The 17,551-nt window shown below is 39.5% G+C and carries 20 protein-coding genes and 1 pseudogene; 10 read left to right on the top strand and 11 right to left on the bottom strand.

What is annotated here, in order from left to right; genetic code table 11:
• The first annotated feature begins 8 nt into the window (after nucleotides 1-8).
• The 3 genes from srlE to AUF14_RS16440 all read left to right on the top strand — a co-directional run bounded on the left by srlE (nucleotide 9) and on the right by AUF14_RS16440 (nucleotide 2,429).
• Entirely contained in the window at nucleotides 9-1,007 is a 999-nt protein-coding gene (gene srlE / locus AUF14_RS16450) for a PTS glucitol/sorbitol transporter subunit IIB (protein WP_102866178.1), read from the top strand.
• 37 nt (nucleotides 1,008-1,044) lie between these two features.
• Nucleotides 1,045-1,398, top strand: a complete 354-nt coding sequence (locus tag AUF14_RS16445) for a PTS glucitol/sorbitol transporter subunit IIA (protein WP_016179067.1) — start codon at nucleotides 1,045-1,047, stop codon at nucleotides 1,396-1,398.
• 419 nt (nucleotides 1,399-1,817) lie between these two features.
• The gene (locus AUF14_RS16440) at nucleotides 1,818-2,429 is read left to right on the top strand and encodes a helix-turn-helix domain-containing protein (protein ID WP_016179068.1); all 612 of its coding nucleotides are present in this window, start codon (nucleotides 1,818-1,820) and stop codon (nucleotides 2,427-2,429) included.
• A 181-nt stretch (nucleotides 2,430-2,610) separates the two neighbouring features.
• Here AUF14_RS16440 and AUF14_RS16435 read toward each other — a convergent pair whose 3' ends face one another.
• Both AUF14_RS16435 and AUF14_RS16430 read right to left on the bottom strand, forming a co-directional pair.
• Nucleotides 2,611-3,429 (bottom strand): CPBP family intramembrane glutamic endopeptidase, encoded by an 819-nt coding sequence (locus AUF14_RS16435; protein ID WP_102866177.1) that lies wholly within the window; start codon nucleotides 3,427-3,429, stop codon nucleotides 2,611-2,613.
• Nucleotides 3,419-4,123 carry a TetR/AcrR family transcriptional regulator gene (locus AUF14_RS16430; protein WP_102866176.1) on the bottom strand — a complete coding sequence of 235 codons (705 nt, stop codon included), beginning with the start codon at nucleotides 4,121-4,123 and terminating at the stop codon, nucleotides 3,419-3,421. Before AUF14_RS16430 ends, AUF14_RS16435 begins: the two co-directional genes overlap by 11 nt.
• A 351-nt stretch (nucleotides 4,124-4,474) precedes the next feature.
• Between AUF14_RS16430 and AUF14_RS16425 the strand changes: the two genes are divergently transcribed.
• Nucleotides 4,475-5,002 (top strand): hypothetical protein, encoded by a 528-nt coding sequence (locus tag AUF14_RS16425; RefSeq protein ID WP_102866175.1) that lies wholly within the window; start codon nucleotides 4,475-4,477, stop codon nucleotides 5,000-5,002.
• A gap of 108 nt (nucleotides 5,003-5,110) precedes the next feature.
• Here the strand turns inward: AUF14_RS16425 and AUF14_RS16420 are convergent, their stop codons facing one another.
• Together AUF14_RS16420 and AUF14_RS16415 are read right to left on the bottom strand one after the other, a co-directional pair.
• A complete protein-coding gene (locus tag AUF14_RS16420; protein WP_016179072.1) occupies nucleotides 5,111-6,193 on the bottom strand; it encodes a DUF871 domain-containing protein in 1,083 nt (360 codons plus the stop codon).
• Between the two features lie 3 nt (nucleotides 6,194-6,196).
• Complete coding sequence (locus AUF14_RS16415) at nucleotides 6,197-7,081, bottom strand: BadF/BadG/BcrA/BcrD ATPase family protein (protein ID WP_070503284.1); 885 nt, start codon at nucleotides 7,079-7,081, stop codon at nucleotides 6,197-6,199.
• Between the two features lie 177 nt (nucleotides 7,082-7,258).
• On the opposite strand from AUF14_RS16415, the gene AUF14_RS16410 reads away from it, so the two are divergent.
• Both AUF14_RS16410 and AUF14_RS16405 read left to right on the top strand, forming a co-directional pair.
• Nucleotides 7,259-8,125: a MurR/RpiR family transcriptional regulator gene (locus AUF14_RS16410; RefSeq protein WP_070503286.1), complete on the top strand. Its 867-nt coding sequence runs from the start codon at nucleotides 7,259-7,261 to the stop codon at nucleotides 8,123-8,125.
• Between the two features lie 35 nt (nucleotides 8,126-8,160).
• Nucleotides 8,161-9,459 (top strand): PTS sugar transporter subunit IIC, encoded by a 1,299-nt coding sequence (locus AUF14_RS16405; RefSeq protein ID WP_102866174.1) that lies wholly within the window; start codon nucleotides 8,161-8,163, stop codon nucleotides 9,457-9,459.
• Nucleotides 9,460-9,594: 135 nt separating this feature from the next.
• Here AUF14_RS16405 and AUF14_RS16400 read toward each other — a convergent pair whose 3' ends face one another.
• The gene (locus AUF14_RS16400; RefSeq protein ID WP_002297293.1) at nucleotides 9,595-10,782 is read right to left on the bottom strand and encodes an IS110 family RNA-guided transposase; all 1,188 of its coding nucleotides are present in this window, start codon (nucleotides 10,780-10,782) and stop codon (nucleotides 9,595-9,597) included.
• A 322-nt stretch (nucleotides 10,783-11,104) separates the two neighbouring features.
• On the opposite strand from AUF14_RS16400, the gene AUF14_RS16395 reads away from it, so the two are divergent.
• Nucleotides 11,105-11,392, top strand: a complete 288-nt coding sequence (locus AUF14_RS16395) for a diacylglycerol kinase (protein WP_070503290.1) — start codon at nucleotides 11,105-11,107, stop codon at nucleotides 11,390-11,392.
• 130 nt (nucleotides 11,393-11,522) lie between these two features.
• Here the strand turns inward: AUF14_RS16395 and AUF14_RS22590 are convergent, their stop codons facing one another.
• The 4 genes from AUF14_RS22590 to AUF14_RS16380 all read right to left on the bottom strand — a co-directional run bounded on the left by AUF14_RS22590 (nucleotide 11,523) and on the right by AUF14_RS16380 (nucleotide 13,834).
• Nucleotides 11,523-11,747, bottom strand: a complete 225-nt coding sequence (locus AUF14_RS22590; RefSeq protein WP_171030578.1) for a hypothetical protein — start codon at nucleotides 11,745-11,747, stop codon at nucleotides 11,523-11,525.
• A 23-nt stretch (nucleotides 11,748-11,770) separates the two neighbouring features.
• Nucleotides 11,771-12,307 carry a glucosaminidase domain-containing protein gene (locus AUF14_RS16390; RefSeq protein ID WP_227656370.1) on the bottom strand — a complete coding sequence of 179 codons (537 nt, stop codon included), beginning with the start codon at nucleotides 12,305-12,307 and terminating at the stop codon, nucleotides 11,771-11,773.
• A 263-nt stretch (nucleotides 12,308-12,570) separates the two neighbouring features.
• A complete protein-coding gene (locus tag AUF14_RS16385) occupies nucleotides 12,571-13,203 on the bottom strand; it encodes a DUF998 domain-containing protein (RefSeq protein WP_070503292.1) in 633 nt (210 codons plus the stop codon).
• Nucleotides 13,196-13,834 carry a TetR/AcrR family transcriptional regulator gene (locus tag AUF14_RS16380; RefSeq protein ID WP_070503294.1) on the bottom strand — a complete coding sequence of 213 codons (639 nt, stop codon included), beginning with the start codon at nucleotides 13,832-13,834 and terminating at the stop codon, nucleotides 13,196-13,198. Before AUF14_RS16380 ends, AUF14_RS16385 begins: the two co-directional genes overlap by 8 nt.
• A 283-nt stretch (nucleotides 13,835-14,117) precedes the next feature.
• Here AUF14_RS16380 and AUF14_RS22875 point away from each other — a divergent pair.
• Nucleotides 14,118-14,252 (top strand): annotated as a pseudogene (locus AUF14_RS22875) (type II toxin-antitoxin system RelB/DinJ family antitoxin); the annotation flags it as partial.
• Nucleotides 14,253-14,403: 151 nt separating this feature from the next.
• Here AUF14_RS22875 and AUF14_RS16370 read toward each other — a convergent pair.
• A complete protein-coding gene (locus AUF14_RS16370) occupies nucleotides 14,404-14,589 on the bottom strand; it encodes a hypothetical protein (RefSeq protein ID WP_070503296.1) in 186 nt (61 codons plus the stop codon).
• Nucleotides 14,582-15,487: a hypothetical protein gene (locus AUF14_RS16365; protein WP_070503298.1), complete on the bottom strand. Its 906-nt coding sequence runs from the start codon at nucleotides 15,485-15,487 to the stop codon at nucleotides 14,582-14,584. Before AUF14_RS16365 ends, AUF14_RS16370 begins: the two co-directional genes overlap by 8 nt.
• A gap of 362 nt (nucleotides 15,488-15,849) precedes the next feature.
• On the opposite strand from AUF14_RS16365, the gene AUF14_RS16360 reads away from it, so the two are divergent.
• Nucleotides 15,850-16,212 (top strand): DUF2620 domain-containing protein, encoded by a 363-nt coding sequence (locus AUF14_RS16360; protein ID WP_102866173.1) that lies wholly within the window; start codon nucleotides 15,850-15,852, stop codon nucleotides 16,210-16,212.
• Nucleotides 16,213-16,233: 21 nt separating this feature from the next.
• A complete protein-coding gene (locus tag AUF14_RS16355) occupies nucleotides 16,234-17,550 on the top strand; it encodes a YhfT family protein (RefSeq protein ID WP_070503302.1) in 1,317 nt (438 codons plus the stop codon).
• The last annotated feature ends 1 nt before the right edge of the window (nucleotide 17,551 follow it).

The raw sequence follows: 17,551 nt of genomic DNA, 5'->3' as shown, positions 1-17,551 counted from the left end.
GAAAAGGAATGACTTACAAGAGTATCAAGATTGTTAAAGGCAACGGCGGATTTGGCGGACCATTAGTCATTACACCGACAGAAGAAAAGCATAAATTTATTTACGTAACCGGCGGCGGTGAAAAACCGGCAATTGTTGACAAAATTGTTGAACTGAGTGGTATGGAGCCAGTTAACGGCTTTAAAACTTCGATCCCAGATGATGAAATTGCCTTAGCGATTATTGATTGCGGTGGAACCTTACGTTGCGGGATTTATCCAAAGAAAAATATTCCAACTGTCAACATTGTACCGACGGGTAAAAGCGGTCCATTGGCACAATATATTACAGAAGAAATCTATGTGTCCGCAGTTGGAATAGATCAGATCACGTTAGCTGATGAAAGTGAAGCAGTCGTTGCGCCGACTGAAGCGCCAAAGGAAGAAAAGAAATTCAAGTACTCTACAGATAAAAAGATCACGGAACAGCGAGCAGAGCAGCAAAGCTTTATCGCTAAGATTGGCATGGGAGCCGGAAAAGTAGTTGCCACCTTCAACCAGTCTGCTCTTGAAGGAGTTCAAACCATGATCAATACGGTCATTCCTTTCATGGCCTTCGTATCATTGTTAATCGGGATTATTCAAGGTTCAGGAATTGGCACAGTTTTCGCCAATATGATGAAGCCATTGGCAGGTAACGTGATTGGCTTGATCATTATCGGTTTTATCTGCTCGCTGCCATTTCTGTCACCATTACTAGGACCAGGAGCAGTAATCAGTCAGATTCTAGGAACTCTGATTGGTGTAGAAATCGGCAAAGGCAATATTCCGCCGCAGCTGGCGTTACCAGCATTGTTTGCGATCAACACGCAAAATGCCGCAGACTTTATTCCGGTTGGTTTAGGTCTAGAGGAAGCAGAAGCAGAAACTGTTGAAGTCGGAGTACCATCCGTTTTGTATTCCCGTTTCTTAAATGGGGTGCCTCGCGTATTAGTAGCGTGGCTGGCAAGTTTCGGTATGTACAGTTAAACTAGAGGTAAAAGTAGTTGTTGGGAGAGATGAAAAGATGATTTTTGAGACGCACGTAACGAACATTGGACCAGAGGCAGAGATGTTTCAGGCTGAAAAAATGCTGATTTTTTTCGGGGATGAAGCTCCTGAGACGCTGGCTGATTATTGCTACAACATTGAGCTAAAGGCTTCAACCGGTGATATTTTGCCAGGCATGACCTTTGGCTTTAACGATCAGACGTATAAGATCACAGCCGTTGGAGATGTGGTTAAGAAGAATTTAGACGATTTAGGGCATATCACCGTGCGTTTTGATGGTGCCGCAGAAGCAGAGCTTCCAGGAACATTATATGTAGAAGAAAAGAACCTGCCTGATATTCAAATCGGAACGAAAATCAGTATTTATTAACAGCGAATTTTCTTGGCAAGTATCACTAACGCGGTACTTGCCAAGATTTTTTTTCAGCAAAAATGGAACAAGCAAGACAGAACATGTCATGGGAATAAAAATGACTACGACAAATGGCATATCGACAGAAAAACTTGATATATCAATATTTATAACAGTTTTCAACACTTAAACAGCAATGAAAATAGAAGAAGAAATGTAGCTTTTGACTCGCTATCAGCAAATTAATCGTTGATAAACTTTCTAATTTAGAATGATTTCATTTATTTTTAGTAAATCAAGACTCAAAATTTATTATTTTTAATCGATAATGACGTTTCTAAGGTAGGGAAATGAAACATAATAGAATTGAAATAAATCCACACAAAAAAATTAGAAAAAATGAACGAAATCGATAGATGATTAATGGAGGGATAGAAATGAGAATATTAGTACTGACCAAAAATATTTTTCATGAGTTAGAATTACAACGAGAATTACAGGTTTTAAATCACGAGGTATTCGTGACAAGAAATGAACGGAATAACTCCTTATTGGCTAATTGCGGAAGTGTCTTTGATTGTCTATTTTTGAGCGAAACATTATCGGAAAAGGAATTCTTAACCATAGTGAAGGAATCCTCTTCTTTATTTGATGGGCAAATTATTCGCATAAATGTTGAAGAGGGACAGCAAATTCCCGCATCAAAGGAAAAGTTGGACGTCTTGTATGTTGATCGATCTTTTGTAGAAATTAGAGAGCTTTTGGATATCCTAAATACTAAAAATGATGAACACTTAATGGCAACCTCGATAGAAGAATTCAATCGAAAATTAAGCAAGCAAGAGCAATTATTTTTTGAGAATCTGCAGGAAGGAAAAACAATTGCCAGAGAGGACATGTGCTGGTTAATTTGGGGAGAAGATGAATCAAGCTCAAGAAAATCACAGCTATCTAACTTAGCCAAAAAGATCAATCGAAAACTAGATGAGTGCAACTACACAGACAAAAGAATCAAGACCTATTGGGGAAAAGGCTACATTCTGCAGTAGTCTGTTAAAGTAGTAGAAATTTATAGCTAAAAGCGAAGTTGTGACAGAAGTGGTTAGCTTCAAGAAATAAGAAGGAATTTTCGAAAATTGCTTTTCAAATTTTTATAAAGCGTCGGAAAAAGGCACTGTGACAAGAATCCTGCCACAGTGCCTTTTTTAGTTGATGTATTTGGGAATAGCATTATTTTTCCAGAGCTAATTGACGTTGAGACCAAGTGTGATGGAATGTAATGACTATAAGTGCAGCAGCTACTAATACGATGGCTCCTACGAGTTTGATGAACAAATCATCGATCAGCGGCAACGAACCCTGCATCGCATTGGTCATACAGTGAAACATGACACACAACCACGTGCTTTTCGTCACCTGGCGAATAGCCGCCATTGCAAATGAGGCACCGATGGCGTAGAAGGAGAAAGATAGCAAGTTGCTAGAATTTTGCGACGTACCAACGATCAAAAAGAGTGGCAAATGCCATGCGACCCAAATCAGCGAGGTAATAAGTGTTGCAGGGATGAAAGAGAATTTCTTCTCAAGCGTCGGCTGTAAATAGTTGCGCCAGCCAAGCTCTTCTGATCCGCCAACGAAAAAGAATAAGGGAGAAATCAGTAGCGTCATCCAGATGGGGAAGCGTTCAGCAGCGGCAGTCCCACCAGAAAACGGGCTAACCTCAGTCGCGATGCCTCCCAGCAAAGCAGGTACCGCAAAAAATAGCACTACGAATAACACAAGCAGACCATAATAGACGGGCTTTTGTTTGATGTCAAAAGATGATTTAGCAAATTTCTTCAGTGAATAATCGGTTTGCTCCCGGCGGAATGCAAAAAAGGCAGCGATTGCCGGACAATTTGCGGCAAGAACAACAAGGATAACAGAAAAGGACTCGCCATAATTAAACCAGCCAAGCTCCTGCGCCAGCAGAATAATCCCCCACAATAAATAAGGAACTAAAAATACCAACAATAAATAGACCTTCAAACCACTTTGATTACTTTTCATTAGATAACCCTCCATTTTTTCGTTTTGATACATCGCCGCTCAGTAGGAGAACGGTAGATAAGTATAAAGTTGTCACCAATTTATCAGGATCAAGCTGCATCGCATTTTCATAGGCTTCACCGATTTTGTAGTGACGAGCTAAGATCAAATCCCGTATCATTCCATCAAAAGCAGTTCCCATAAATAACAGAAGATCTTCAATGGACGTTTTTGGTTGAAAATAACCTGCTTGAATTTTTTCTGCTAACCAGCCGAAACATTTCGCTTGAAAAATCGCCTCCTGTGCTCCTAGACGATTTTCAGATCTGAAATGCTCCAGACGTTCCAAATCGTTAGCGTACATATTTGTGACCTCAAAATAAATTTTTCCTGCGCCGACATAGTTTTTCAGCACCTCATTTTGCCAAAGCCGAAATAGCTGCTCCAATGTTTGTTCAGGGACAAGCTCTAAAGACAAAATAGCGTTCACCTCTTGCTCCATATCACAGGCCGGACATTCACGATTGATCAGGGCGATCAAAATATCATCTAATCCTGAATAATAGCGATAAATGCCTCCTTGACTTAACCCGCTTTTTTGGATAATGTCCCGCAATGAAACGGAGTAAATAGGCTTTTCCATCACTACCTGATAGGCCGCATCCAGAATTTCGTCTCTCTTTTTCTTAAAATAATCTTCACTCACTTTTGGCATGCTGCTTCCTCCTTATGTCTACCTATAAAAAATAAATGACATACTGTTCATTTTAGATAATAACAGTGCGAACATTAGGTGTCAATATAAAAATGACAATATGTTCATTTTTATTCAATCAATAGGTGTTACCACATTGAAAGAGGTGGGTAAATTGTTCAGTCACAGCTTTGATTTATTCAAAATGCTAAATAAAAGAAAAAATATTGAGAACCAAAAGAAAGAAACGAAATGCTATCATTTAATGAGAAATATTTTTCGGTTACAGCGTTCATATAAATGATCCCGTTAATTTTTTGTGAGAATTTTTTTGAGCCACGAAAGAAAAGGAGCGTTATCAAGAAGAGGTTGGTGAAATTGGATTATAAAAGAATGTATGGCATTCATTATGAGGCGGAAGTGGGAGGCTACATTTCAGGAACTTATCTTCAGAACCGAAAGAATTATGTCCATTTGACTGAATTATATCCTAGTCAATTTCCAGAAGATAAGATACCCGTACCAGTGCTTCAGATTGCTAGTATAATGATGTTCGATTCTTTACTGCGAGCACAGAAAAATTTAGAAAAATATGCTAAATACGCAAATGTGACGGATGCGGACAAGCTAGAAGTAAGAGAGCTGAACTATCAAGAGATTGAGCTAATCAACCGATGTCGCGTATTCATGGAGGAACGAAAAAGAGCGCGCTCTTATGCGGAACGCTTCAAAAACGAAAAGTTAAAATGCTCTTATTGCGGAAATACCAATATTGCGGAGATGGTGGTAGGGGAAAAAACGTTCCAATTAATGGATAAGCACAAAACAACTCAGGTTGATGAACGCTTTCAAAAAGAACTCAGTGTTTATTGCAATAAGTGCGCGACTCAGATACGATAGACGAGTGCAAATTAGAATAGGCAAAGAAGAAGTATCCAGCAGCGATACTTCTTCTTTTTTAGTGCTGAACTTAGTGGATAGTTTAATTTTGGTGATTTTGAAAAGGACTCACACCAGTTTAAATTTCGTCCACGGGTTCAAATAATTGATGAGGGCAATTTCATCTTTTGAAATTCTTCCAATTTTATTTTTACGGTCATCCTTATGCGGTGTTAATACGATCTGCAATTCATTTTTGTAAATTCCAAAGCGGTCGTTTCCGATTAAAATATCGCCAAATTCAAATGTCATGTCGTTGTCATGAGGAGGATTCGCTTCGTTTTTATAAATAACACGTGACTGTGTAGAGCGAGCGACAAGGGCATTCGTATCGCCACGGCGAAAATGCTGCTGCTCACAAGCGATTTTTCGTTCCAATTCTGTTGTCTCCGCTAAAAAATCCACCTTCAATTGAAGCTGATAACGATCTAGTTCTGCCAGTGCCTTCAATTCCTCTTCAGTAGCATAGGCATTTCCAATGATGACATCATCAATGAGGCCAGTGGCGAATAATTTTTTTGCCTGTACCTCGATTGGCAAATAACGATCACTTTCCAAAGTAGGCAAGCCATCATTCACATTCCAAGGACCTTGTTCTCCATATTGGCTGGCTACGAAGGCGGCGGTATGAATGCCATTCTTCTTAAATCGTTCGCTGCACTCTAGGAAAAACTCTTCTGTTAAGCCAGTTCCCACCTGTGGGTAAAAATTGTGACAGCCGAATAAATATGGTTTATTGGCTTGATAACTCAAAATATTCTCAAGGTAAGCGACATCATTGCTCATGTTCAATTCGATGATGAGTCCATAAGGATTATAGCTTATCAGTGCTTCGGTATTTCCATCAAAGCCTTGATCTAAACGAATCCCATCCACGCCTAATTCCGCAAAAAAGCGCAGATCCTGATAGCTGATCCCCAGTTTTTCAAAGATGCGAGGAGAGATATCGATGATGGTTAAATAGCCTAAATCCTTCGCCACAGCAATGATCCTGCTGAATTTTTGTTTGGTGGCAAGGATGTCGTCCGCTTCAAGCATACTCATGAAAAGTCGAGAATATCCGTATTTTTTCCCCAGTTCTAAATAGTCTTTGTCTTTTGAAAAATCACTATGGTCTGGATAAATGGAAAGTCCTAATTGTCTAAATGTCATGGTTTATTCTCCTTTGTAATAAAGTACCCCAGAAGCATTTGTACCAACTAAAGGGATCAACGCCACTTCGGGATAGTTATGTTTGATTGTTTGTTCAAAGCTATCTTTGAGCACTTGATTGTTTGTTAAAACGGAACCTGTAATAGCAATTTTACTTTGATTTGCGCTCGGACCTATTTGATCAAGGATTGCCAAAACCTGAAGGCCTAAACATTTTCCGCAACGCTTTAAAATCTTTTGGAAGGCTTGGTTTTTAGTGCCGTGTTCTGCAAATGCTTTTCCAAAAGCCGCCAAATCATTGCGAGGAAGACGATTGAACAGCTGAACAGCTTCAAATACATTTTCTACGCCAATTATTGGCAAAATTAGTTTTGTTAAATCACCGATGATTCCACGATCCGCTTCTCCCAGCATTCCTTTAAACGCCTGACGCACCAAATCATAGGCGCTGCCCTGATCCCCTAATAAATGTCCCCAGCCGCCAGCTCGATAGGCTGTTTGATTGAATTGGCCTAAGACAATCGAACCTGTTCCAGCGATGACCAAGATTCCGTCTGTTCCCTGTAATCCTTTCAGCATTGCCAGTTCAGCATCGGATAAGACGACTGCTGGACGATGAAATGCCCGTTCAATAAATTCTGCGATTTCTTTTTGGTTTCCAGCACTTTGACTACCGGCTACACCAGCTAAAATTAGCTCACAATTAGCTATCGGCAATTTATCGAATAATTCTGTTAAAACGCTCTCAATATTTTGTTTCGTCTGCTTGAAATCGACCAAACTATTTCCTGGTCCAGCCTTTCTTTCAGCCAGTAATTCTCCTGTTTCAGAGTAAGCCTGAGCGGTGATGACTGTTCCACCGCTGTCTATTCCTATTCTATAATGCATAGATTTTTTCCTCCAAAATACTTGACATGGAATAAAAATACGTTTACATTGTATCTGAAATGAAATTTTATTTCAAGTTTTGTGAAGAAATGAAATCGAATTTCTAAAAAAGGGGAGAAAAAAGAAAGATTGAAGGAGGTCAGTTAGTAAAGATAGAACATTATGGGAGGAACAAGGATGCCGATTTTTGCCAAAATTCAGGAACAACAAGAGGCGTTTTCAAAATCAGAATTAAAAATCGCGCAGTTTATTTTGGACCAACCGCAGGATGTGTTGGAAATGACTGCTCAACAATTAGCCAGAGCAGCTGATTCCAGCAGTGCCGCTGTTATCCGTTTGTGTAAGCGGTTAAAAGTCTATGGTTTCCCGCAGCTTAAAATAGAATTATCCGCGGATTTAAGCGGGGGAGAACTTAGTCGGAAAATACAGCCAGAAGTACGTGAAAATGAAGAAATCAGCTCCATCAAAGAACGCTTACTAGTGAATACTCAAAATTCTTTAGCTGAAACGGTTGAAGAAATAGACGATGATCAAATCCATCAGCTTAGCCAAATAGTTGCTCGTTCAAGACGGTTACTTGTTTTAGGTATCGGTGTTTCTAATCTAGTAGCTCAAGACATTGCCCAAAAGTGGGGAAGTGTTGGCACTATTGTTATCGCTTTTAATAATGTGAATGATCTATTGCCGATAGTAGCAAATGCTGGAATTGAGGATTCCCTGTGGGTAGTAGACAATTCAGGAGAAACCCCAGAAGCAATATATGCAGCTCAAATCGCTAAAGAACGAAAGGTTCCAATCATTACGATGACTAAAAAGGGCAGCAATACCATCTCTGAGCTAGGTGATGTGGAAATTCATACGAGCCAGCCGATCGAATTACCAGGAAGAATTGCTGCGACGGATTCCTTACTATTACAGTTTATGGCTATTGATATTATCTTTTATGATTTTGTGAGTCGGAATTACGAATCAAGCATTTCTCAGTTGAATCAATCAGCGAAACTTGTGAAGGACTACAAGAACCATTTCTATAAAAATAAATGATACAAACAATCTATTGTTAAAAAAGGAGAAGTACCATGGATAAATTCATGAAGATTATTGAAGAAAAACTTGTGCCGCCAATGTCTAAACTAGGGACACAACGGCATCTATTAGCCATTCGTAATGGTGTAGTGTCGACGTTGTCGCTCATTTTAATCGGTAGTTTCTTTCTTATTTTTGTAAATATTCCTTATAAACCATTAGCTGACTTATTAGCCCCATATAGCGCAACGATTGCTTTGCCATTTCGGATGACGATGGGCTTGATGGCGATCTATGCGACCTTTATCATGGGGTCTGATCTTGCCAAATCCTACAAGCTCGATCCAACAACCGGTGGGGTATTGTCGCTAGGTGCATTTTTCATGCTGCAAATGCCTGTGAATGTGACCACGCCTGCTGACGCACCATTAGGCTTTGTTTTACCGATGGCATCATTGGGAGCTTCTGGGATGTTCTCAGGAATCTTAGCAATGATCTTTTCTGTTGAAATTTATCGCTTTTTCACCAAAAAGAAAATCACGATCAAAATGCCCGAACAAGTACCACCAGCAGTTGCCCGGTCGTTTGAAGCCTTGATTCCGGGGGCAGTCGTTTTGATCACATTGTGGATCATCCGCGATATCATTGGCTTTGATGTGAATTCGGCTTTAATGGCAATGTTTAAACCAATTACTGGATTACTTGGAAACAACTTATTTGGTGCCTTACTGCCAATGTTCTTTATCCATTTATTGTGGTCGTTTGGGATTCACGGGATGAGTATTGTCGGCTCTGTTATCCGCCCAATTTGGCTAGTGATGTTAGACGACAATGCTAAAGCGTTAGCATCAGGAACATCGGCTACAAAGCTTCCTTATATCGCACCAGAACAATTTTATCAATGGACAGTGACGATTGGTGGAGCAGGTGCGACCATCGTTGTTGCCGCATTATTCCTGTTCATTTGTAAATCAAAATTTCTAAAAGAAGTCGGACGCTTCACCTTGATTCCTGGGATTTTCAATATCAATGAACCAATGATGTTCGGAGCCCCAATGATTTTGAATCCATATATGTTCATTCCGTTTAATCTAGTTCCGTTAGTATTGACGACAATTTCCTATTCAGCTATTAAGCTGGGGATCGTCAACGGCTTTACGACGTATCAGGCATGGACGCTTCCAGCTCCAATTGGTGGGTTCTTGAGTGCCGGGAATGATTGGCGCGTTGTAGTCTTGATTGTTGTGAACCTGCTTGTTGCTGGAATTATCTACTATCCTTTCGTAAAAGCCTATGACAAGAAGATGGTCCAAGATGAAATGGCGCAGGTAGAAGTAAGCGCTGCAGAATAAGTTTTAAAAGAGAGACTAACTATATAGAGTCAAGTAAAAATTAGCCAAATCAAAAAATATTTTATAACAGATAATTCCGAAAAAAGGGTACAACAAATAAGCTTCTTACCATTAGTTTTTTTGAATGTTCAATAGCTAATCAGAAACAATTATATAAGGCTCGTTTTTAGTCAAAATAGCATGAATCACGTAACAAAGCTTACGAGAAACCGCACCTAAGGCAGTTAGATGATGTTTTCCTTCGGAAACTTTTTTCTGGTAAAACGCACTAAAAACAGGATCACATTGAGAAGCTACTAAAGCCGCCGAAAACAAGGCTTTTCGCAAATATGGAGACCCTCGTTTACTCATAACATTATGCGTTGCCTCATATTGCCCTGATTGTGTCACGGAAGCGTCTATCCCAGCGTAAGCAACGAGTTTTTTCGGGTTAGAAAATTTTTGAATATCTCCGATCTCACCAAGAATAGTCGCACCGTTTATAGGACCAATTCCAGGAATTGTGAGAATAACAGAATTTAAAGTGTCCATTATGTGCTTGATTTCTCTTTCCGTTTCCTTTATTTGGCTTTCAATGAATTTTAATTGTTCAATCATTGAACGTAGTTGGAAGGTGAACGCTTCTTGAGCAAATTTTACTCCAAAGGAGTTAGAAGCTGCTTGCTTCAATTGGTCCGCTTTTTCTGCCTTGATTCGGTTCCTGCTTAACTCAGCTAAGTATTGGGCCAAAGTTTCTGAGGAAATGTTTTCTAAGTCGATCGGGGCACTAAACGCCAGCAATAACTCTTTAGAAGCTTTTCCGAAAACGCCCTGCTTGGTAAAAATCGTCGCGTATTCTGGAAAGACTTGATCCAATACGGCTATAATTTTTCTTTTGAAGTCGCTCGCTGTACCTACTAAATAAGTTCGGTAACGAGAAAGTTGTTTCAAAGAAAAAACATTTTCATCGGATAAGACCGTTTCGACAAATGAGCCATAGCGCATTAAGTCAGCAATCAAAACAGAATCAATAATATCGTTTTTTCGTTTCCGTATTTCTGTACCTTTACGCCATCCGTCTGTTTGAAGGGGATTCACAACGTGAATCAAATAATCTGATTCGTGAAGGTATGAAAAGATGGACAGCCAATAGTGCCCCGTGGCTTCCATCCCTATAACAAAGTCACTGGGTGCTCCGGAATAGTCGACCATTCGCTCAATTAATGACTCTGCTCCTTCAGTGGTGTTAGGAAATGAAAAACCTTTTAGTAATACCTTTCCTTCCTCGTTCATGATAGAAGCAACGTGAGTGCGTTTACCGATATCAATGCCTAAAAAGTACATGTATATCTGACCTTTCAAAAAAAGAATTTTGGATTGAAATCCACTCAACTGAAAAGCGTCACTACCTTGTACGAGATACGGAGTAAAGTAAGGACTTTCAACATCTAACTCATACGCAATCCACTTATCAGAGAGAGGAGCCAGTCTCTCGAGTGCGGGTTCAATGACCCAAGGGGGGAACGGCTTAGCCTCTCAATCCAATAAATATATTATCTCAAAAGAAATGAGTTAATACCAAATTAAAATAACGATGGTTCATAGGGTTATCCAATCAAAACCGGAAGGTTAAAACCCTAACTCTAATATACAAGGGTGGGAAACGATGTACTGGATCGCTGTATTCGCATTTTTCTTCATTGTATTAACTGTGAGTCAATTTTTATTAAATAATTTAAAGAAAGCAGGCATTCGAATTCATCGTTGGATTTGGGCTTTTGCTTCCTTTCTAATTATGATTCTTCCAAATGTTTTATTGCCAAATTTATCTGAGCAGGCAAATATCTTCCTGTATGCATTGTGCGCAGTTTTTGCGGTCAATTTTATGATCGAGCAGAGAAAGTATGTGGAAGCGATGAATAGTCGATACCCTACTCAAGCAAAAACGAAATAGAGCTTAAATCAGGCAGTATGCTTTCTGCTTTTCGATTGATTAGAAAAAGATTCTAATGAAAAATAAACCGGAAACAAGTGACAACCGAGTCTTTCGGTTTTGCTTGCTTCCGGTTTTTTGAATTCTTCTCTTAAATCACCGTTTTCTGCAATTCAGTGAAGCTTTCCACCGTTTTGATCTGCTCACTGCCTCGTTCCCAATGGTATTCTTTACAATCGCTGCCTGTTGCTCCCTTGACCATATTCTTAAAATGACCAACCTTATCCATATTATTCAAATGGAATCGTTTGTTGCCCCAGACACCGTAGATATCGTTAGCAGTTCCTGATGCCTGCGGTTGATAATAAATAAACATACCAAATTCATTCCTTTCATTCGTTATTGTGCAGTGTCAATGGCTTCTAATTTATTCGGATTTTGTTTTTTAATGGCATTGTAGGTAGGCACTAACATACTTAGGTAATATTGATACCCACTCGCGGCATAATCTGCTTTTGCGCCGCCGACTCTAAACAAACCTTTACAAAAATCTTCAATCGTACTTTTTCCTTCGACTTTGTAAAGTCCATTTCTAGCAGATAATAAGAAAGTATATGCGTTGAAATAGTCCTCCAAAGTATCAAAATGAACATAGTAGCCGCCTTCATTGGACGGTCGTGCACTTCCTCGGCGCATACGTATTTCTAAATCGGAAGGGACAGTAAAGGGTTCAGATATTCCGCTCCAATTGTTATCAATACTCCCGACAATGGATATGTTGGGATCGCCCCAATGACTTTCGATAAACATTTGAGCGATTAAAAAACTTGGTTTCAACTGATATTTTTTGGAATGTTGAATAATCCGTTTAATATTTTGTTCAGAAATAGATTTACCTGCGTTTACTAGTGAACCTAAGTTGTATTCTGCTGACATTGTCATCACCTCTTTATTATTATAGTGGGATAGAGGTACGGTTTTGTTGCCGGAAAAAGGACATTAAAAAGAAGAAAATAGAAGAAAAGCAGACAAGGCAACTGACTTAAAAATCTTCCCATGAACAATAAAGGGCAAGAAAATCTGATCGTCGATTTTCTTGCCTTTTTTCACAAGTTTAGTTTAATTTACTCTGCGATGTGTACGAGATATCCGCTTCAACGTAAGGATGAATTTTTATTTGAGAACACTGTTTTATTAAGTCACTCCCCACCAAATCCTCGAAACAAATAAACACCCAAAAACGCATTAAACCCCATCGCCGCAATCACACTGAACCGTTCAGGGATACCGAAGTATTGGATTGGCACTACGTTGATACCAATGGCTCCGGTGACCATAAGTAAAAGTGCAGCAGCGGCCCAGATTCCTAATGAACGATAGTGATTACTACGAAAGCTGCCAATCGTAATAGTCAGTAGGGACGTGATCGAAAGGACCACGACTAAGACGGTCACGACGACATGCATGACGTCTTGGAAGGTTCCAGCAAAACCACTGTCAGTTAAGGGAAACATGGTATATCCCACTGCGGATAACCACATCATTACCGCAAACAGGTAGATCCCGACGCGTATGGATTTGCTCAATCTCCCTTGAATATAGACGCACACCAGCATGACACACACGACACTGCCGACGCCAGATAGGGAAGAGAGCTGGTTCCATAAAATTCTGGAAGGCGAATTATCTGCGCTTAAGTCACTGACAGCCTGCGCCATCCAGTTGTATCCGGGATAAGCAAGCGGACTGAAAACCAACGCTGCGATGTAGGATAAGAAGCTAACTATGCCAAATAATCCTAGCCATTGAATTAGGTTTCTTTTTTTATCCATGGGCATTCGCTCCTGTTCGATAACATTCATTGAATTGGCGAATATGCTGCTCCAGCATTATCAACGCTTCCGGCTCTCTTTCTGGTTGCCGATCGCAAATCGTCAGCAGCAAATGAATCGGCGCGTAAAATTGCAACGCCATAATCTTAGGATCATTTGGCTGCATGACACCTGCTTGCGTCAGCATCGAAAACAGCATTCCTTGATAAGAAAGCGGATCGTCTGCGTATTGCTTCGTGAACATTGCGGCCAGCTCGCTGTTTTGAAACTGTTCGATCGTCAATAGTTTGCGGAAATTGGCGGCGTAATCATCATGTAAAAAAAAAGCAAAGAGCTTATTGCCAATCTCCACAAGCTTTTCTTCAGACATCGTTTCGAAAACATCCGCATCTGTTTCACCATCGTGTCCATTCATCTGCAACGCCGCCATATTTGTTTCGTAACGAGTATTCATTGCTTGTACAACGGCATCGAATATTTCCTTTTTGTTCTTATAATGCTTATACAAAGACGGTGCCTTAATTCCGACTGCCTGTGCGATTTCTTCGACATTGACCGCATCGTAGCCCTTTTTTGCAAAAAGGTGAGAGGCTTCTGCGATGATTCGTTCTTTTGTAGGAAGGCTGCTCATAGTCTGCACTCCTTTTGGCTAATGTTTATTAGCTTAAGTTTAGCTAATGGTTGTTAGCTTGTCAAACTTCTTTTGAAAGAATGATCGCTTTGTATAATATAGACTAGTTTTTTATTTCTTATTATATAAGGAGTTGATGAAATGGGAAGTTCAGGAAGTTTTATTCAAACAAGCGAAAAACATTCTTATAGGTATTTTTCACCAGCATCATTACTCCTAAACCCAAATTGGATATGAATGAGATAAAATAATCAATTAGCAAACGCTATGGAAGCATGACGCTGAACAAATAATTGCTGAGTTAGGTCACACATCCCAAACGGTGATTGTATTGCTTTATAATCAAATTGTAGAACAAGGAAAGATCCCATTTTCGACTGAATTAGCAGAGAGAAATAGACGTACTTTGAGCATTTAAAAATTATCTAAAGAGTTGCCAATCAGAAGATTAGATACTGACGAAAAAAACAATGAATGGTTCAATGAAGATGAAGCTTTAATTTCACAATAAGTCAAAAAAGCAACGACGCTCTTCTCAAACCAAAAAGGAGAAGAGCGTCGTTTTTATTTTAGATATTCCCTATCTTAAACCCGCCACGTTTATCCTCAAAGGATTTAAGCAGTTCCGCTTTTTTAGGGTCACGTGACTTGTGTTCGTTCTTTTTGACTTTCAAGAGGGTAAGGAAGGCAGCGGAGCGTTCTCTACGCTCTTGAATGGATGTATTCAGTATTTTTTCTGTGTTTATGTCAACCATTGCTTAGTACCTCCTCAAGTATTTTTGAAATAGTTCTAAAAGGCTCCCCATAGGCCTTAATCAAATCAATAATAGATAGATTATCCTCAGGTTCAAGGGTTTCCTTTTCTTCATTATACAATAGAATATCAAAGTTTGGTTCCAATAATACTCCAAAGTAAGGACCAATGTCTTTACTAATTTCTTTATTTAAAGGAAATGCAAGATAATATAAGTTAGTCTTTTCATATTCAGAATAGATGATGTTTTTTTCTTCAAGTTTTTGTTTTATAGCATACTTAATAAATTCCAATGAGGTTCCATCTTGATAAAGTGCAACATACTGATCCAAAATTTCCCGTTCCTCATCGCTCAACTGTTCATTTAGATAATCAAAATCCAGTGCTTCATAATGAAGCTCAAGCAATTCCAATACCCACTTACCATAATCCTTGTAGCCCCAATGCAATAAACCTCTGATTCGATCAATTAGCATATCATTTACATTGCTAAAATTTATTTTAAATCCATCTTGAGTGGTATAAGATAAGGGTTCCTTATAGATACCATCGAAGGGAATATTCGCTACCAATTCGAGGACGATTTCCAATTTTTCATGAATCCAATATTTTGCCTCTTTTTTAAAGCCTAAATCTTCCAGAACCTTCGCCAATTCTTTTTCAGCCGGGGTGATGAAGTCAATATCTTGAGTGTTGTAGCCGCCTCGAGTATAAAATTCGATAGATAATCCGCCAGTCACGATAATTTCTGAACCTGAAATACGCTGGAGATAATCGTTGATAACGGCAGCCATGCGAATATTTCGAATCCCAGAATTTGCTACTTTATCGTCCATGGATTCACTTTCTTGTTGGGTATACATTTCTTCAATTATTTTGGTATATTTTTCTAAACACACATGCTACACCTCGCGATCACCTTTATTATACATTCTAAAAGTCGTTCAGGATATGTTTCCGCAAATTTTATAATCAAGCTAGCCCTAAAAAATAGAAATCCCCTAGTAAACATCGTGAAAAATCGCTAGAGATTACTTAGTTGCTTGACTGCAAACGTGCGGCTCCAGTTGTGTTTTCACCAAACAGTTGATTCAGCAAAATTTTAAGAAGCGCGTTAAAGACATCGTTTCAGACAATTTGATCACTTTGTTTCTAAAAGAAAGGGGTTGCATTTGTTGGTGAGTACGGTTACAATCATTTTGTAATTATTAATTACTTACCAATATACAAAAAAATGTATATTCAATTAGGAGGAGCTATCATGAAAAAAATTGTAGTAGGTGGACAGATTGACAAGCCAGAAGTGAAGGAGCTGGTTGAAAAATTTGGTGATAATCAATACGAAATTGACATCAAAAGTGATTTGGAAGCAGCAATGGCGGTAAAAAATGGACAGGCTGATTATTATGTTGGAGCGTGCAATACAGGAGGCGGCGGTGCGTTAGCCATGGCGTTAGCTTTACTAGGACATGACAATTGTGTAACCGTTTCAATGCCGGGGAAATTGATGCCAGAAGAAGAGATTCGTGAGAATGTTCGTTCTGGAAAACAAGCGTTTGGATTTACAGCGCAACATAAAGAAATAGTGATTCCAATCATTATGGATGAACTTAAAAAACAATAAAAAGACAACGGAGGAAAGAAGATGGATTCGTCAAAAATTATTGAATTAGCTGCAATCGCGTTACTGGGTGGTTTGTGTGCGGTATTAGCGAATAAAGGCATTGCTGTTTTTAATGACGGCCTGCGACCGATCGTACCAGAATTTTTAGAAGGCAAGATCGGGAAAAAAGAAATCGCTGCTACGAGCTTTGCATTAAGCTTTGGTTTGGTTATTGGATTTGGAATACCTGTTTCAATTGGCGCATCAATTCTTTTGGTGCATAGTGTGTTACTAATGACAGACATCATCGGTTCGTGGGCTCCAGAAGGAAAAACCGGTATGATCATTTCTGCTTGTGTTGGTGCAGTATACGGTGTCGGCTTAGTTCTAGGACTTCAAGCAGTGGTTGATCTATTCGCAATGATGCCAATAAACTTTATGGACTCACTTTCTCAAGTAGGCTCTCCAGTCGTCATTGGGTTCAGTATTTTTCCTGCGGTGGCTATCGCAAGTCAGCATGGCTTCAAAAAAGGGGCCATTTCATTTAGTGCGACCTTGTTAACGTTGTTTATTGTAAAAAGATTTGGTACATTTGACTTAGGAAAAGGCGCGACGTTAACGTTAAGCGCTGAAGGGATGTCATTACTTGTTGGCATGATCTTTATGATTGTTTATGCTATTCAAGTAAAAAGTGATGGCAGCAACTCAAATGAAAGCCTCGTCAGCGTTTTTTTAGAACGAGTGAATCGAATTAAGAAAAACTGGATATGGCTTTCTATCACTGGCGGTTTAGTCGCTGCTTCAACAAGCTTGATGATTATCGCAGGAGACCCCATTTCTCTTAGCTTACTTTCAGAAGGAAAAATGAGTGAAGCAGCATTAGCAGCTTTTGCTAGAGGGATCGGCTTCATTCCGTTAGTATTCTCTACAGCAATCGTTACAGGTGTGTATAGTCCTGCCGGTACAACATTTGTATTTGTAGCAGGGATTTTATTACATGGAAATCCTATCGTTGCATTCCTTGTGGGCGCGCTATTGATGTTTGTGGAAGTTCAACTATTAAGCTTAATGGCAAAAGCACTAGATAAATTCCCAGGAATTCGCGAAATGGGGGAGCACATCCGTACAGCCATGAATAAGGTTCTCGAGGTTGCGTTATTAGTTGGCGGGGCCATGGCTTCGGAGCAAATCGCACCAGGAATTGGCTATTTTTGGGTGATTGGCTTGATGCTGCTAAATAGAAAAGCGAAGAAGCCAGTAGTAGAATTAGCTGTTGGACCAATTGCAGCAATCAGTTTAGGTGTAATCGTAAATATTCTGTACCTAGTTGGACTATTTGTTCCCGTTGTTACAAAATAGG

Origin of the sequence: Enterococcus avium, assembly GCF_002891025.1 — a bacterium.
Taxonomy (GTDB): domain Bacteria; phylum Bacillota; class Bacilli; order Lactobacillales; family Enterococcaceae; genus Enterococcus_A; species Enterococcus_A avium.
Note: the sequence above shows the minus strand (reverse complement) of the source record. Positions and strands in the feature narration are given on the sequence as shown.

What these genes read in the sequence shown, in the direction of transcription:
- AUF14_RS16445 (WP_016179067.1), top strand. Translation starts at nt 1,045, where the DNA reads ATGATTTTTGAGACGCACGTAACGAACATTGGACCAGAGGCAGAGATG.
- AUF14_RS16400 (WP_002297293.1), bottom strand. Translation starts at nt 10,782, where the DNA reads ATGTACTTTTTAGGCATTGATATCGGTAAACGCACTCACGTTGCTTCT.
- AUF14_RS16360 (WP_102866173.1), top strand. Translation starts at nt 15,850, where the DNA reads ATGAAAAAAATTGTAGTAGGTGGACAGATTGACAAGCCAGAAGTGAAG.
- AUF14_RS22590 (WP_171030578.1), bottom strand. Translation starts at nt 11,747, where the DNA reads ATGTTTATTTATTATCAACCGCAGGCATCAGGAACTGCTAACGATATC.
- AUF14_RS16415 (WP_070503284.1), bottom strand. Translation starts at nt 7,081, where the DNA reads ATGCATTATAGAATAGGAATAGACAGCGGTGGAACAGTCATCACCGCT.
- AUF14_RS16355 (WP_070503302.1), top strand. Translation starts at nt 16,234, where the DNA reads ATGGATTCGTCAAAAATTATTGAATTAGCTGCAATCGCGTTACTGGGT.
- AUF14_RS16385 (WP_070503292.1), bottom strand. Translation starts at nt 13,203, where the DNA reads ATGGATAAAAAAAGAAACCTAATTCAATGGCTAGGATTATTTGGCATA.
- AUF14_RS16405 (WP_102866174.1), top strand. Translation starts at nt 8,161, where the DNA reads ATGGATAAATTCATGAAGATTATTGAAGAAAAACTTGTGCCGCCAATG.
- AUF14_RS16390 (WP_227656370.1), bottom strand. Translation starts at nt 12,307, where the DNA reads ATGTCAGCAGAATACAACTTAGGTTCACTAGTAAACGCAGGTAAATCT.
- AUF14_RS16395 (WP_070503290.1), top strand. Translation starts at nt 11,105, where the DNA reads ATGTACTGGATCGCTGTATTCGCATTTTTCTTCATTGTATTAACTGTG.
- AUF14_RS16430 (WP_102866176.1), bottom strand. Translation starts at nt 4,123, where the DNA reads ATGCCAAAAGTGAGTGAAGATTATTTTAAGAAAAAGAGAGACGAAATT.
- AUF14_RS16410 (WP_070503286.1), top strand. Translation starts at nt 7,259, where the DNA reads ATGCCGATTTTTGCCAAAATTCAGGAACAACAAGAGGCGTTTTCAAAA.
- AUF14_RS16380 (WP_070503294.1), bottom strand. Translation starts at nt 13,834, where the DNA reads ATGAGCAGCCTTCCTACAAAAGAACGAATCATCGCAGAAGCCTCTCAC.
- srlE (WP_102866178.1), top strand. Translation starts at nt 9, where the DNA reads ATGACTTACAAGAGTATCAAGATTGTTAAAGGCAACGGCGGATTTGGC.
- AUF14_RS16440 (WP_016179068.1), top strand. Translation starts at nt 1,818, where the DNA reads ATGAGAATATTAGTACTGACCAAAAATATTTTTCATGAGTTAGAATTA.
- AUF14_RS16435 (WP_102866177.1), bottom strand. Translation starts at nt 3,429, where the DNA reads ATGAAAAGTAATCAAAGTGGTTTGAAGGTCTATTTATTGTTGGTATTT.
- AUF14_RS16420 (WP_016179072.1), bottom strand. Translation starts at nt 6,193, where the DNA reads ATGACATTTAGACAATTAGGACTTTCCATTTATCCAGACCATAGTGAT.
- AUF14_RS16370 (WP_070503296.1), bottom strand. Translation starts at nt 14,589, where the DNA reads ATGGTTGACATAAACACAGAAAAAATACTGAATACATCCATTCAAGAG.